Genomic DNA, 15349 nt, shown 5'->3' with positions numbered 1-15349 from the left:
CCTTGTTTTATACGTCTAAGATAAGCCGGCACAGCTGCCGGCATATTACATTCACGAGGGGAGTTCGGGCTGTGTTATAAACCGCTGGTTAAACGAATAGTATTTTGAATCGTGTTATTGACTTCGGCGCTAACAGTTTGGCTAACGGCTTGTGTGACTTGCTCACGGGCATTTTGTTGAACAAGTTCACTGGCGCTCGCTTGAAGCTGTTGTTGAACTGCCGTTAATGCTGTTGTATTGACGGTTGATGATGCAGCATCTGATACCGCAGCGCTGGTGGCCATAAGCATATCAGCATTCATGTTAGCTTGAGTTTGCACTGTTGTGCTATTTGCCAAGTTATCTACAGTGCTATTAACAGTGCTATTAATAGTGTTACTTGTTGCTAGTTCGGCTGTGTTGGCTGAGGCGCTTGAGCTGCTTAGTGAGTTAGCCGTGATTTCAGCCGTTGTATCTGACACGGCTGATAATGTAGTAGAGCCAGTTGTCATTGCTTGTGCTGATGCGACATCTGCTGTTACTGCGGTCTTATTGAGCAGTGCAACACTATCCGTCGTCACAACGTTTAATTGATCAGCAGCAAGCATTGCAGCCGAATCGGCAGTTGCGGCGGTCTCATTGAGTAGTGCAACACTATCCGTCGCCACAACGTTTAATTGATCAGCAGCAAGCATTGCAGTCGAATCGGCAGTTGCGGCGGTCTCATTGAGCAGTGCAACACTATCCGTCGTCACAACGTTTAATTGATCAGCAGCAAGCATTGCAGTCGAATCGGCAGTTACTAAAGATGCATCAACAGATGAGCTGACTGCATTGAGTGCTTCATTTGTTGGCATAGCGATGGCCAGTTGACTGCCTATCGATGAACTTGACGACATTGATGGCGCGTCATTTGCTTCTGTTGTCTCTGTCGCTTCTGAATCGTTTGCGGCAGTTTGATCTGATCTCGCATCGTTTGTTTCAGTATTGCTTTGCACTTGAGCATTGGTATTGGTTTGCTGAGACTGATTTTGGTTTAACTGCACATCTGCTTGAGCTGAAACCAGTGTCGATACAGACATCTCTGCACTCATTGCCATTGTTGAAAAACAAGCTAGAGCGATTAGAGTTGGTTTAAATAATGTTTTCATTGTAGTTCCCTTATAATGTCGTTATTGACACTGTGATAACGAGACAACAACAGGTTCTATTCCATTTATTTTTAAAAATAATTGAAAATAGTTTAATTAAATATTTATTATTAGTTTAAGTGGCTGTATTTAATATCTATTTGTTAAAATCTTAATTTGGGTTATATGTCGATTCAATAGACATGTAGAGATATCATGTTTATCAAACTTGATTTTATCGACATGAATGAAGAGATCTTTGGGTTAATGTTGATAACAACATTAACAATACTTTAAGTACTAGTATTCTGATCTTCCCCTAATGAGTAGACACTTTTTACTTAAAACTGCATTAAACAGTGTTATGAATAATAATATCACGACGAATTTAAATGAGAAGTCGCTCCCAATCGCTTCAAAATTTGAGTTATTTTAGGGGGGAGCCTTAGTTCAAATTCATGAATAAACCCGTCAACGGGTTTGATCTGCCATACATTTATAATGATTAATTGAAAACTAATTAGGCCATTCTGGATGGTGTTGATTTCTGATGGTTCAGGAATATGAGCTTTCATTTACGCACTCCGAAGAAATTGACTCGGGGAACACATGAGGGAACATATAAGCAAAACGGGCTTATCATTGCTGATAAGCCCGTTTCATTACAATCACTTAGACGTTAAGTCTTAGTTCATGCCATATTTCTTTAATTTCTTACGTAAAGTACCACGGTTGATACCTAACATATTAGCAGCGCGCGTTTGGTTGCCACGAGTGTGTTGCATGATGATGTCTAGTAAAGGTGCTTCAACTTCGCACAATACCATTTCATATACTTCAGAAGCTTCCTGACCGTCTAACTGAGAGAAGAAGTTAGTTACGGCACGTTTAACTGCGTCACGTAATAACTGCGGCTTGATAGTGCCGTTTGCTGTTTCGATTTTGCCTACGGTAAGCTGGTGAACTTCTGTGTTAGTTGTCTGATCAAACATTCTATTCTGCTCTTTATTAAATTCTAAACTAATTCATCAAAATAACATTCTACGAGGGAATGTTGCTGGGCAGCGGTTTCAAGCCGATTGAAGTCAGCACGAAATTGGCGCTGTTCCTCATGGTTTAGGTACCACCCGACATGCTTTCTAGCAAATCGGACACCTTTGTATTCGCCATATAAGTCATAAAGTTTCTTAAGGTGTTCAAGCATCACACTGCGTTGCTCTTCTGCCTTAATTGGCGCTAACTTTTTACCTGTTTCAAGATAATGTAGGATTTCTTTAAAAATCCATGGCCGTCCTTGTGCACCTCTTCCTATCATCAGGGCATCGGCACCAGTGTAGTCAAGTACAAACTTGGCTTTCTCCGGTGTGTCGATGTCCCCATTGGCGACAACAGGAATTGAGACATTTTGTTTAATTGCTTTAATGGTGTCGTACTCGGCAAAGCCTTTGTACATGCATTGTCTGGTTCGGCCGTGAACGGCGAGCGAAACGATGCCACAATCTTCAGCAATTTGGGCTATTTCAACACCATTACGATGTTCAGGCTCCCAACCTGTACGTATCTTTAACGTTACTGGCACATCTACTGCAGCAACCACGGCTTGTAAAATCTCTTTTACTAGGCTGGGGCTTTGCATTAACGCAGAACCAGCAAATTTTTTATTCACTTTCTTTGCTGGGCAACCCATATTGATATCAATGATATGCGCACCTTGTTCAACGTTGAACTTAGCGGCATTAGCCATTAAATCAGGATCTGCACCTGCTATTTGTACGGAGCGTATACCTTCTTCACCAGAATGCATCATGCGCTGGCGGCTTTTGTCGCTGTCCCAAACGTCGGGATTCGATGAAAGCATTTCTGATACGGCTAAAGCTGCGCCATAGCGTAAACAGAGATTTCGGAAGGCCTGATCGGTGACACCTGCCATTGGTGCCACAATCAGCTGATTAGACAGTTGATACGGGCCAATTTGCATTTCGGACTTCACCTTGCTCTCCAAAGGGGCGCTATAGTAGCCCTTTTTTACGGCCGTGAAAAGGTCAATAAATGACCTAAATGCAACTTTTTTGCTTGACTTTTATTAGCCGTCACATCTTTGACTAATAAATGACATTTTTCGGCTATTTTTGAGCACTGGTGCGTGTTGCAGAGAGGCTTTTTGCTATATACAAGTGTCAATTATTGATGTTAACAACCTGTAAACGGGAATTTACGCACTCAATTAGCTCATTATATAGTCATAATTGAGTGCGTTTTAGGCTTGTAAGCAGACTACTTACGTATTCCTGATAAGCGACTCCAGTCTTCTTTGTTGCTTACTGGATCCATGATGAACCATTGGCTGTAGAAGTCGGATACTTCTTGTGCTTGCTCTTGTAATAAACCTGATAGCGCGAGTTTGCCACCCACTTTCACTTTTTCAGCTATCAACGGCGCTAGTTCTTTTAATGGACCAGCAAGAATATTGGCGACTAATACGTCTGCTTGTAAGTTGGCTGGTTGGTCTTCTGGTAAATAGAGTGCCAATTGGTCTACTACGTCGTTACGTTCAGCATTGGCTTTCGAAGCTTCAATAGCCTGATAATCAATATCAACACCAGTCACTTTTTTGGCTCCAAGTTTGATGGCGGCAATGGCCAAAATGCCAGAACCACAACCAAAATCGATGACTTCTTGGTTTGATAAATCAAGACTGTCTAACCACTCCAAACATAAGGCGGTGGTAGGGTGAGTACCGGTACCAAATGCTAAACCTGGATCGAGAATGACGTTAACCGCGGTAGGATCTGGGATTTCACGCCAGCTAGGGCAAATCCATAAGCGAGAACCAAATTGGATCGGGTGGAAGCTGTCCATCCATTCGCGGATCCAGTCTTTATCTTCGACTTGTTCAATTTTATGAGTAAAACCTTTACCTAAAAATGGCATAGATTCTAAAAATTCGATAGTGGGTGCTAAGTCAGTGCCTGCATCAAATAATGCAATCATTACGGTATCTTGCCACAGCGGCGTTTCACCTAACTTGGGTTCAAAAATAGGTTCGTCTTTGCCATCTTCAAAAGTGATGGAAAGTGAACCTTGATCCATTAATAAGTCGCCAAGCAAGTCGGCGTTATCGCGATGAGTGTGAATGCGTAATTGGATCCAAGCCATGGGATTTTCCTAACTGTGGTAAAAGTAATATCAAATTGGCGCTTATTATACCCAAGTTATTTTAAGATGCTCGTTTAGGAGAGAGTTTATTGGTAATTCGCTCGGCGAAAATGGACCCTTTACGGCTGCATTTATAGTAAAAATCGCGCAGGATATTGCTGATGATTTGAAAACAGGTAAATTAGTGTCGATACTTACCGAGTATGTTGGTGAATCCGTTGCGTTAAACTTGATCTGTCCTGGCCGCGAGAATGTCACTCCGGTTATGTTGTTATTACGCGATAAGTTACGTCAATATTGCCAGCAATTATTAATGTAACAACACATTTAAGATAAAGCGTTTTATTGTTTTACCTGCCGAATTCTGGTTTCGATATTTAGTTAACTATCAGTATTATTTGAGTTTTTATTTTCTAGTTTGTGTGACCCGCTTCTAACTCCCGCTTATTAATAGGTGAACATTATCACGGTTTGATCATTGTTCATTGCCGCTATTCAAAAACTCTTGATATGGTCAACACTTGCTATTGTACCTGACAGGATATGATGATTTATGGCTGCGAAATCTTTGCCAAAGAAAGCCGACAGTGCGGTAAATACCGATAAAGGTTTTTCTCACCCTCTTTGGGCTGCTCGTGCGGATAAACTACAAAGTCTTTCTGGTGTATTACTGGGACTTTTTCTGGTGATGCATTTGCATTTTGAGTCGAGTATTTTGTTTGGAAAAGAAGCCTTCTATCAAGTGGCGCAGTTTCTTGAAGGCGGTATATTCAGTGAAACTGGCCATGGCTATCCTTTAGTGACACAAATATTTTCCTGCTTTATGTTATTGGTTGTGCTGATCCATGCGGTATTTGCATTACGTCGTTTTCCGACTCAAATAGGACAATGGCGAGCTTTACGAAATCAAATGCGTTTTTTACCTCATGAAGATACCAAAATCTGGTTTTGGCAAATGATCACCGGTTTTTTGTTGTTTTTCCTCGTACCAACACACTTATTCACCATGATAACCAATCCAGAAATAGGCCCACATCTTTCTGCTGAACGGGTGTACCACCTTAATGCTTGGGCTTTATATATCCTGCTATTACCGGTCGTTGCAGTGCATGGCGTTTTTGGTTTATATCGCGTCGTGGTGAAATGGGGCTTGGTTGAGCAACGCTTTGCCATGCTCAAATTTGCTAAGGTGTTGTTAGCGTATTTAATGGTGTTAGGAGTGGCGAGTTTGCTGACTTATATTTTTATTGGCCGCTCTTTGGCGTTACCTGTAGTGCCATATGTGTCGACGTTGTAAGGAATTAACATGAAAATTATTTATACCGACACTTTGGTAGTTGGCGCCGGACTGGCTGGGTTAAGAGTCGCGATAGCCTCAAAAGAGCGCGGTCTCGATACCTTGGTGTTATCGCTTGTTCCCGCGAAGCGATCGCACTCTGTTGCTGCCCAAGGTGGCATGCAAGCCAGTTTAGCTAATACCATTAAAGGTACCGATGACGACGAAGACATACATTTTCAAGATACCGTAAAAGGTTCTGATTGGGGCTGCGATCAAACTGTGGCTAGAATGTTTGCTCATTGTGCACCTAAAGCGGTAAGAGAGTTGGCTCTGTGGGGCGTACCCTGGACACGAGTGACTAAAGGCGACAGGCAAGTAATTGTTAATGCGGAAAAAGTCACCATTACCGAGGCCGAAGCAGCTCACGGCTTAATTAATGCGCGTGACTTTGGTGGCACCCAAAAATGGCGCACCTGTTATACCGCAGACGGTACCGGCCATTCTTTGTTGTACGCCGTCGATAATAAAGCGATTTCGTTAGGTATTCCTGTGCATGAGCGGATGGAAGCATTAACGCTTATCCACGATGGCAATCGCTGTCATGGGGTTATTGCTCGTTGTTTAATTAGCGGTGAGTTACGTGCTTATATCGCTAAATCCACCACCATTGCCACTGGCGGCTATGGGCGGATTTATGCTGTGTCGACCAATGCCATTATTTGCGAAGGCATCGGCCAAGCGTTGGCGTTAGAGACTGGCGTCGCGACGCTGGGCAATATGGAAGCGGTACAGTTTCATCCAACGGCTATTGTTCCTGTGGGTATTTTAACTACCGAAGGCTGTCGAGGAGACGGTGGAGTACTGCGCGATAAAGACGGTTACCGTTTTATGCCTGATTATGAGCCAGATAAAAAAGAGCTAGCTTCTCGCGATGTGGTATCTCGTAGAATGACCGAGCATATCCGCAAAGGTAAGGGGGTCAATAGTCCTTATGGGCCGCATTTATGGTTAGACATTACCTTATTAGGTCAAAAGCACATCGAGACCAATCTGCGTGAAGTGAAAGAAATTTGTGAGAACTTTCTTGGCATCGATCCAGTAAAAGAGTGGATCCCAGTTCGGCCAACTCAGCATTATTCTATGGGTGGCATTCGGACTAAACCTAACGGAGAGAGTCCGCAATTATCAGGATTGTTTAGTGTTGGAGAAGCAGCTTGCTGGGACATGCACGGCTTTAATAGGCTCGGTGGCAACTCCTTGGCAGAAACAGTTGTTGGCGGAATGATTATCGGCAAGTATGTTGCCGATTTTGGCGAACAAAATAGCTTGGTTATTGATACTGATTTAATTGCGCAGTTTGGCCAGCAGTTACAAGCTGAAGTTGATCAGTTAATTGAGGGCGAAGGCACTGAAGATCCATTTAAACTTAAAGCCGCGATGCAAAAAATCATGATGGATTATGTGGGGATTTTTCGTAATGGCCCAGAGCTTGAATTGGCTGTTAATCAGTTAACTGAATTACTTGAACGCTCAAAAAATATCGGCTTAAAGTGTAAAAAACGTCACGCTAATCCTGAATTAGTTGAAGCATTAAGAGTTAAAAAGATGCTTAAGGTTGCACTGACGGTAGCATGCGGAGCTTATGCCCGCACCGAAAGTCGTGGCGCACATTCTCGTGAAGATTATCCACAACGCAATGATAAAGACTGGTTAAACCGCACATTATCAGTCTGGCCAGATGTTGATAGCTTACGTCCACAACTGAGCTATGAAGCGCTGGACGTGATGCAAATGGAGTTACCGCCTGGGTATCGTGGTTATGGCGTTAATAATACGATTGTCCATGCTGATACGCTAAAACGTCAGCAACAGATTGAAGCTATTCTGGCGGAACTCGGTGACGATGCCGACAGGTTCACCAAGCAAGCGGCATTAATGCCTTTTGAGTTACCCGAAGAGTATAAACCTCTTAACCAGCGACTAACCGATGTCTTAGCGAACACCATCGCTGTGACTGGAGTAAAGTAATATGAGCCAAGCACGTATGTTAACCTTTTCTATTTTTCGTTATGACCCACAAGAGCGTGGTGATAAACCGAAAATGGTCAACTATAGCCTTACCGAAACACCTGGAATGACGGTGTTTATTGCCTTGAATCTATTGCGTGAAATTCATGACCCTTCGTTGCAATTTGATTTTGTTTGCCGTGCTGGTATTTGCGGCAGTTGTGCCATGGTTATCAATGGTAAACCTACCTTAGCGTGCAAAACGTTAACGGCCAATTATCCTGATGGACATATTAAGCTTATGCCATTACCTGGCTTTGAGTTGATTGGTGATCTATCGGTAAATACCGGCAAATTTATGCGCGAATTAGCTGAGCGTTTAGCGCTGTGGTTACATCCTGATGGTGCGGATAATGATATTCATCGTATCGAAACACCGATGTCACCAGAGGAAGCCACTAAACTTTATGAGTTAGAGCGGTGCGTAGAATGTGGTGTATGTGTTTCTGCCTGTGCGACTAAGCAAATGCGTGAAACTTTTGTTGGTGCCGTGGGTATGATGAAAATAGCCCGTTTTGAACTAGACAGTCGTGATACTCGCAGTGCAGATGATTTTTACCATGTGATAGGTAATCAAGATGGCGTGTTTGGTTGCATGACGTTACTCGGCTGCCAAGATACTTGCCCGAAAGATTTACCGCATATGCAGCAAATTGCCTATTTACGCCGGAAAATGGCATCAGTTTAGGGGGGAGAACAGCGATAACGAATGGTAAAGCGATAACAGACGATAGAAGCGGAAAACTACATGCTAGAGCGCTTCACTGCTAGAGATTGTAGGAGCTAAGGCTTTAAAGACGGGCTGAGCGGTAACAAGCTGCGAATGATAACAGCGGAAAAACTAGATGCTAGAGCGCTGCTAGAGGCTATACGAGCTAAAGCTTTAAAGACGGGCAGAGTGGTAACAAGCAGTGAATGATAACAAGCGATAGCAAGCGGCAAAGGCAAGATGCTACTGCATTTATCGCCGCGAAGCGAACTAGCAGGACCTAGTCTGTTCTAAATCTTAGTCATAGCGTATCGTTATTTAGACATAAAAAATGCCGCTAAATTAGCGGCATTTTTGCGATTGCTTTGCGTTTAGGTAATGAATTACTTAGCGCGTTTCATTGCAGTGAAAAATTCTTCGTTAGTTTTGGTCATAGCCAATTTATCGATTAAGAATTCCATTGCTGAAACTTCATCCATTGGATGTAAGATTTTACGTAAAATCCACATTTTCTGAAGTTCTTCTGGCGTCGTTAGTTTTTCTTCACGACGAGTACCTGAACGGTTGAAATCAATCGCTGGGAATACGCGTTTTTCAGCGGCTTTACGAGAAAGGTGTAACTCTTGGTTACCAGTACCTTTAAATTCTTCGTAAATGACTTCGTCCATTTTCGAGCCTGTATCAACCAAGGCTGTGGCGATAATGGTTAAGCTGCCACCGTGTTCAATGTTACGTGCAGCACCAAAGAAACGCTTTGGACGATGCAGTGCGTTAGCATCAACACCACCGGTTAACACTTTACCCGATGAAGGGATAACGGTGTTATAAGCACGGGCTAAACGAGTAATAGAATCTAACAAAATCACTACGTCTTTTTTATGCTCAACTAAACGTTTTGCTTTCTCGATAACCATTTCGGCTACTTGAACGTGGCGGCTGGCTGGTTCATCAAAAGTAGAAGCAATAACTTCGCCTTTAACCATGCGTTGCATTTCAGTTACTTCTTCAGGACGTTCATCAATAAGTAATACCATTAACACCACATCTGGGTTGTTATAAGTAATACTTTGAGCAATGCTCTGTAGTAACAATGTTTTACCGGCTTTTGGCGGCGCTACAATCAAACCACGTTGGCCTTTGCCTATAGGAGAACAAAGATCAAGGATACGAGAGGTGATATCTTCTGTTGAACCATTACCACGTTCCATACGAAGACGTTCTTCAGCATGAAGTGGAGTTAAGTTTTCAAACAAAATTTTGTTGCGAGAGCTTTCTGGTTTATCAAAGTTGACTTCACTTACTTTCAACAATGCAAAATATCTTTCGCCTTCTTTTGGCGGTCTGATTTTACCAAAAATACTGTCACCCGTACGCATATTAAAACGACGGATTTGGCTTGGTGAAACATAAATATCGTCAGGACCCGCAAGGTATGAGCCATCTGAACTTCTTAAAAATCCAAATCCGTCTTGGAGGATTTCTAATACACCGCCACCGAAGATGTCTTCTCCGCTTTTAGCGTGAGCTTTCAAAATTGAGAAGATGATATCTTGTTTACGGGTACGAGCCATATTTTCCAGATTCATGCTTTCAGCAAGTGAAACTAGATCCGAAATTGGCGTGTCTTTTAATTCTGTTAAATTCATGTATGGGAGTCTTGTTTTGCGCGACGAAGCTTACCGCAATCAATCAGTAAGGTTGAAAAGATAATTTATGATTGATTTAACGAGAAGAGGTTAATTGAAAAAATCTGATGAATAAATTAGCACTTTAAGTGTTGGCCGTCCAGAAATTTAGCGTAAATAAAATCTAAATACGGCACAAATTGTTTAAAACTTGTGCCGTTTAACATTTTTAGGCTATTTCTATTTAGATTTTAGCGTCAATGAATTCTTTTAATTGTGTTTTTGATAATGCACCAACTTTGGTTGCCACTAGCTCGCCACCTTTGAACATTAACAAGGTTGGAATACCGCGAACGCCGTATTTCGCTGGTGAAACGTTATTTTGGTCAACGTTTAGTTTTGCGACGGTAAGTTTGCCTGCGTACTCTTCAGCAACGTCGTTTAGGATTGGCGCAATCATTTTACAAGGACCACACCACTCAGCCCAGAAGTCGACTAATACTGGTGTTTCAGACTTTAATACGTCGTTTTCAAAGCTGTCATCGCTTAGGTATACAATTTTATCGCTCATGTAGTTCTCCAGATTTGGTTCCATTGCTAGTTTATTAATGGCTTACCATGTATATTGGGTCAGTTAAATAGCTTTTCAAGAGACCGTTTTAGTAATGTAGCTATTTCAAACGATCGAATCTTTTTTTGCAACCCCTACAGGTATGCTTGTGCTATGAGCCAAACACATTTATCGACCAAGAAATTCGCCGACTTCCCTTTAAAGCCCGAAATACTCGCGGCATTGAACGAGAACGGCTTTGAGTTTTGCACGCCAATACAGGCGTTATCTTTACCTATTTTACTTAATGCCAAAGATATTGCCGGACAAGCCCAAACCGGCACCGGTAAAACTATGGCATTTTTAGTGGCCACGTTTAACCACTTACTCAATGTTGCTGCACCTGAGAGTCGCAAAGCAACCGAACCCCGCGCTATTATTATGGCGCCAACACGCGAATTAGCAATTCAGATTGCTAAAGATGCCAAGTTATTAGCGGCACACACAGGATTAAAAGTCGGTATTGTTTACGGCGGCGAAAGCTATGAAACTCAGCGTGCTGTTTTAGACAAAGGCGTTGATATTCTGATTGGTACCACCGGACGTATTATTGATTATGTGCGTCAAGGTGTCATCAGTCTAAGCCACATTCAAGCCGTTGTACTTGATGAAGCCGACCGTATGTTTGATCTTGGCTTTATTAAAGACATTCGCTTTTTATTCCGCAGAATGCCTGATGCTAAGTCACGCTTGAATATGTTGTTTTCTGCCACACTTTCAATGAAAGTGCAGGAATTAGCATACGATCACATGAATGATCCTGAAAAAGTTGAAATCGAGCCATTAGAAAAAACCTCTAAAAACATTAAAGAGGAAATTTTCTATCCGTCGATGGAAGATAAGATGCGTTTATTACTGAGCCTAATCGAAGAAGATTGGCCAGATAAAGCGATTGTGTTTTCGAACACAAAACACAGCTGTGAAAAGTTGTGGTCTTATTTAGAAGGTGATGGTCATCGTGTAGGTTTGTTAACCGGCGATGTTCCGCAAAAGAAGCGTATTCGCATTCTTGAGCAATTTACCTCTGGTGATATCGATGTTTTAGTGGCGACAGATGTAGCCGCTCGCGGGTTACATATCTCTGATGTGTCACACGTATATAACTATGATTTACCTGATGATTGTGAAGATTATGTGCATCGTATTGGCCGAACTGGTCGAGCGGGACAGAAAGGTATTTCAGTCAGTTTTGCTTGTGAAGAATATGCACTGAATTTACCTGAAATTGAAACCTATATTAACCATTCAATTCCGGTGTCTAATTATGATAAAGATGCACTATTAGATGATATTCCGCCTCCGGCGCGTATTCATCGTAAACCTCCTACATCTCGGACTCGTGATGGTGGAAGTAAAGGTGCGCATCGTAGTGGTGGAAATACTTCGCGTCCTCCACGTCATAGGACTCGTAGACCATAGTCAATGCCATTGTTAACTGTATCTCAGCCGTATGCGGCGATAACTTTAGGTTCTAACAGTTTCAATATGTTAGTGGCTAATTCAGTTGGTAATAAACCGATTGTTATCGCTAAATATAAACGCAAAGTTCGTCTTGCCGAAGGTATAGGTGATGACGGCATATTGTCTGAACATGTCATGCAGCGTGGTTTAGAATGCTTAGCCATGTTTGCCGACATGTTAGCGCAGCACCATATTGATAGTGCTAATGTGGCTGTATTTGCTACAGCTACTTTGCGTGTTATTCGTAATGCCGATGAATTTCACCAGCGAGCGATGCCAATATTGCAGCATCAAATCGAGGTCATTTCGGGGTTGCGCGAAGCTGAACTTATTTATCAAGGTATGGTGGCCACCACTAAAGGTGAGGGGCGCCGGTTAGTGATTGATATTGGTGGTGCCAGTACCGAGTTTATTATTGGCGACGGTAACGATGTATTATTTAAAACTAGCTTGCCTATGGGCTGCGTGTTGTTTAATCAACGGTTTTTTAACCATTATCCATTACAAAGTCTCGACTTTGACCAAGCCATTGATTACGTCGATATCATGTTAGCTGAGTATCGAGAGCAACTATTAACCCTTGATTGGCAGAGTGTACTTGGTGCATCTGGCGCAGTGCAATCTGTGGTGTCTGTATTACAACACCGACAGTGCTCTGAAATTATTACTCTTGAGATTTTGAATGGCTTTCGTGATGATATTTTGTCACAAAGTGATGCAAGTTTGAGTGGCATAGCGGGTCTAACTGCTGAACAAGCACCAACTTTTGCCGCCGGGGTGGCGATTTTAATTGCCTTATTTGAAAGCTTATCTATTGACCGCTTACATCTTGCTGGTGGTGCACTTCGCGAAGGCGTATTACAACTATTAGCCGATCGTATAGCGACTAAAGTATCGACATAGTCGCAGACATAAGCGCAATAAAAAATAGGTCGCCAATGGCGACCTATTTTTTTGACGATAAAGTAATTACTTTATGTATTTTAAAATGTACTTTACATAACTACTTTAAAATCTCAACTAAATCGGCTTCCAATGTGGCTTGAGGACGTTCAACGATACGGCCTAGCTCTTTGCCTTGCTGCTTAACGATAAACGTTGGAATTCGGCTGAATGCATATTTTGCCGCTAAACCTTCTGGGTCCTGTTTACTTCGATCGACACCAATGTATTCAACCTCAATGTTGGGATTGGCTGCCGCTTCAATAATTCGCATAAAGTGTGGTGTTTCGCGGTGGCAGTCTGGGCACCAAGTGCCAATAATCACGACTATTTGCGTCGGTTCTGTAATGGCTTTGAGCACATCGATTGCTTGCGCATCAACTTGATAATTAGTGAACCCTTCAGTATAGCCTGGTAATTCGGTTGTTAGAGTTTGTGGTTGGATTACGCCAGTTAAAATCACTTCTTGTTTCTCCTCGCTGCATGTTGCCATAAAGCCTTGTTGATCTTTTTCAAATGCACAACCTGAATTCGCAAATGCGGCCATAGGCAGCATTTGGGTACTGAAAAAGAGTGCTGTTGTTGCCAATAATGTTCTAACGTTATTGTGCATGATAATGTCTCGCTTAAGAAGAAAATACTGTTCCAAAATGTATTCAAGCATGCTTAAACCGGGCTGTTAAGAGGCTAGGAGCTATGATGTAGAGCTGATCACGATAATGGGGGGGGATGTGACTTATCCCCATTCGCAATTGAATTGAAATCGACGTGGTACGCAGTGCCAAAATAAAAAAGCCAACCCTAATGGATTGGCTTAATAACCACTCAATACAGCAGGTTTATTAGTTTTGTTCTTTAAGCCACTGAGCTGCGCGTTTGGCAAAGTAGGTTAAAATACCGTCTGCACCAGCGCGCTTAAAGCAAAGTAATGATTCCATTACAATGGCTTTTTCTGCTAACCAACCGTTTTGAATTGCAGCCATGTGCATGGCGTACTCACCGCTGACTTGATAAGCAAATGTTGGCACTGCTAATTCGGTTTTGACACGGCGGACTATGTCTAAATAAGGCATTCCAGGTTTAACCATTACCATGTCGGCGCCTTCTTGGATATCCAGTGCCACTTCGTGTAATGCTTCATCGCTATTGGCTGGATCCATTTGGTAGCTGTGTTTATTGCCACCTTTTAAATTACTAGCCGATCCGACAGCGTCCCGAAAAGGACCATAATAACTTGATGAATACTTAGCGGAATATGCCATGATCTGAGTATTCACAAAGCCATTTTCTTCAAGGGCTTTGCGGATGGCTCCAATACGACCGTCCATCATGTCTGATGGTGCGACAATATCAGCACCTGCAGCAGCATGCGATAACGCTTGTTTAACTAAAATCTCTGTTGTGATGTCATTTAAGATATAGCCAGTATCATCGATAATACCGTCTTGACCATGAGTCGTGTAGGGATCTAAGGCTACATCGGTCATGATGCCAAGCTGTGGAAATGCTTGCTTTAATTCACGTACAGCACGTTGTACTAATCCATCTGGATTGTACGACTCTTCCGCAAGTAAACTCTTTTTATCCGCAGGTGTAACTGGGAATAATGCAATGAGCGGAATACCTAGTTCTACAAGCTCTGCGGCTTCTTTTAATAATAGGTCAACCGAAAAACGCTCAATGCCTGGCATTGAAGCAATTTTTTCTGAACGTTGAAAACCTTCTAACACGAACATCGGATAGATGAGATCGTTAACTGTTAACGTATTTTCAGACATTAAACGACGGCTAAATTCATGTTTACGCATGCGGCGCATTCTGCGCTGTGGAAAGGCACTGGTAATAATATTCAATTTCGACTCCTGGTTTAGATCTCGTCTGTTTCGAGCGGGTAATAGCAGACTTTGTTTCGGCCGCTGCGTTTGGCTTGGTACAGGGCTTTATCTGCTTGTTCTAGTAATAGCATTGGATGCTCATCACTGTCGATAATCGTTTCACTGACACCGATACTGACTGTTACAGGTATCGTATGACCATTATGCACTATGGTAAGTTCACTGATTGCTTGGCGAATTTGCTCCGCAACCAACATGGCACCATCTATATCTGTACAAGGTAAAATAATAGCAAATTCTTCACCACCAAAACGTGATACGAGATCTGTTGGACGTTTTACGTATTCACATAGTGTACTGGCAATCGTTTTTATGGCGTAGTCGCCGGTAAGGTGACCGTGTTGATCATTTATATTTTTAAATTTATCAATATCAATCATTAACAAAGACATAGACGTCTGCTGACGACGACTAATCCTGCCTTCGGCAATTAAGCGGCGATCAAAAGCACTTCGGTTTTTTACACCGGTAAGACTGTCGATGGTATTTTGTTCGG

General features: G+C 42.4%; 15 protein-coding genes. 6 read left to right on the top strand and 9 right to left on the bottom strand.

Annotated features, from left to right (window positions below; all coding sequences use genetic code 11):
- Nucleotides 1-74 precede the first annotated feature (74 nt).
- The 4 genes from H5202_RS03555 to prmA all read right to left on the bottom strand — a co-directional run bounded on the left by H5202_RS03555 (nt 75) and on the right by prmA (nt 4265).
- Nucleotides 75-1130: a hypothetical protein gene (locus H5202_RS03555; protein ID WP_182770830.1), complete on the bottom strand. Its 1056-nt coding sequence runs from the start codon at nt 1128-1130 to the stop codon at nt 75-77.
- A 665-nt stretch (nt 1131-1795) separates the two neighbouring features.
- Nucleotides 1796-2101 carry a DNA-binding transcriptional regulator Fis gene (gene fis, locus H5202_RS03550; RefSeq protein ID WP_011635942.1) on the bottom strand — a complete coding sequence of 102 codons (306 nt, stop codon included), beginning with the start codon at nt 2099-2101 and terminating at the stop codon, nt 1796-1798.
- 23 nt (nt 2102-2124) lie between these two features.
- Nucleotides 2125-3087 carry a tRNA dihydrouridine synthase DusB gene (gene dusB / locus H5202_RS03545; RefSeq protein WP_011635943.1) on the bottom strand — a complete coding sequence of 321 codons (963 nt, stop codon included), beginning with the start codon at nt 3085-3087 and terminating at the stop codon, nt 2125-2127.
- A 296-nt stretch (nt 3088-3383) separates the two neighbouring features.
- Nucleotides 3384-4265, bottom strand: coding sequence for a 50S ribosomal protein L11 methyltransferase (gene prmA, locus H5202_RS03540; protein WP_182770829.1), 882 nt, complete (start codon nt 4263-4265; stop codon nt 3384-3386).
- Between the two features lie 166 nt (nt 4266-4431).
- Between prmA and H5202_RS03535 the strand changes: the two genes are divergently transcribed.
- The 4 genes from H5202_RS03535 to H5202_RS03520 all read left to right on the top strand — a co-directional run bounded on the left by H5202_RS03535 (nt 4432) and on the right by H5202_RS03520 (nt 8299).
- Nucleotides 4432-4584, top strand: coding sequence for a hypothetical protein (locus H5202_RS03535; protein ID WP_182770828.1), 153 nt, complete (start codon nt 4432-4434; stop codon nt 4582-4584).
- Between the two features lie 234 nt (nt 4585-4818).
- Nucleotides 4819-5562, top strand: coding sequence for a fumarate reductase cytochrome b subunit (locus H5202_RS03530; protein WP_182770827.1), 744 nt, complete (start codon nt 4819-4821; stop codon nt 5560-5562).
- 9 nt (nt 5563-5571) lie between these two features.
- Entirely contained in the window at nt 5572-7572 is a 2001-nt protein-coding gene (locus tag H5202_RS03525; RefSeq protein ID WP_182770826.1) for a fumarate reductase flavoprotein subunit, read from the top strand.
- A 1-nt stretch (nt 7573) separates the two neighbouring features.
- Nucleotides 7574-8299, top strand: coding sequence for a fumarate reductase iron-sulfur subunit (locus H5202_RS03520; protein ID WP_182770825.1), 726 nt, complete (start codon nt 7574-7576; stop codon nt 8297-8299).
- Nucleotides 8300-8703: 404 nt separating this feature from the next.
- On the opposite strand, the gene rho is transcribed toward H5202_RS03520, so the two are convergent.
- Together rho and trxA are read right to left on the bottom strand one after the other, a co-directional pair.
- Entirely contained in the window at nt 8704-9966 is a 1263-nt protein-coding gene (gene rho, locus H5202_RS03515; protein ID WP_124017248.1) for a transcription termination factor Rho, read from the bottom strand.
- Between the two features lie 223 nt (nt 9967-10189).
- On the bottom strand, nt 10190-10516 hold the full coding sequence (gene trxA / locus H5202_RS03510) for a thioredoxin TrxA (RefSeq protein ID WP_011635949.1): 327 nt from the start codon (nt 10514-10516) through the stop codon (nt 10190-10192).
- Nucleotides 10517-10669: 153 nt separating this feature from the next.
- On the opposite strand from trxA, the gene rhlB reads away from it, so the two are divergent.
- Together rhlB and H5202_RS03500 are read left to right on the top strand one after the other, a co-directional pair.
- A complete protein-coding gene (rhlB, locus tag H5202_RS03505; RefSeq protein ID WP_182770824.1) occupies nt 10670-11974 on the top strand; it encodes an ATP-dependent RNA helicase RhlB in 1305 nt (434 codons plus the stop codon).
- A gap of 3 nt (nt 11975-11977) precedes the next feature.
- Nucleotides 11978-12919 carry a Ppx/GppA phosphatase family protein gene (locus H5202_RS03500; RefSeq protein WP_182770823.1) on the top strand — a complete coding sequence of 314 codons (942 nt, stop codon included), beginning with the start codon at nt 11978-11980 and terminating at the stop codon, nt 12917-12919.
- 100 nt (nt 12920-13019) lie between these two features.
- On the opposite strand, the gene H5202_RS03495 is transcribed toward H5202_RS03500, so the two are convergent.
- From H5202_RS03495 to H5202_RS03485, 3 genes are all read right to left on the bottom strand, one after another.
- Nucleotides 13020-13571, bottom strand: coding sequence for a thioredoxin family protein (locus H5202_RS03495; protein ID WP_182770846.1), 552 nt, complete (start codon nt 13569-13571; stop codon nt 13020-13022).
- 229 nt (nt 13572-13800) lie between these two features.
- Nucleotides 13801-14811: a porphobilinogen synthase gene (gene hemB, locus H5202_RS03490; protein WP_182770822.1), complete on the bottom strand. Its 1011-nt coding sequence runs from the start codon at nt 14809-14811 to the stop codon at nt 13801-13803.
- Nucleotides 14812-14825: 14 nt separating this feature from the next.
- A partial coding sequence (locus H5202_RS03485) for a GGDEF domain-containing protein (protein WP_182770821.1) occupies nt 14826-15349 on the bottom strand: 524 nt, incomplete at its 5' end.

The organism is Shewanella sp. SG41-4 (assembly GCF_014164505.1).
In the GTDB taxonomy this organism is placed as follows: domain Bacteria; phylum Pseudomonadota; class Gammaproteobacteria; order Enterobacterales; family Shewanellaceae; genus Shewanella.
The sequence above is the reverse complement of the archived record's forward strand: the minus strand, read 5'-3'. Positions and strand labels throughout refer to the sequence as shown.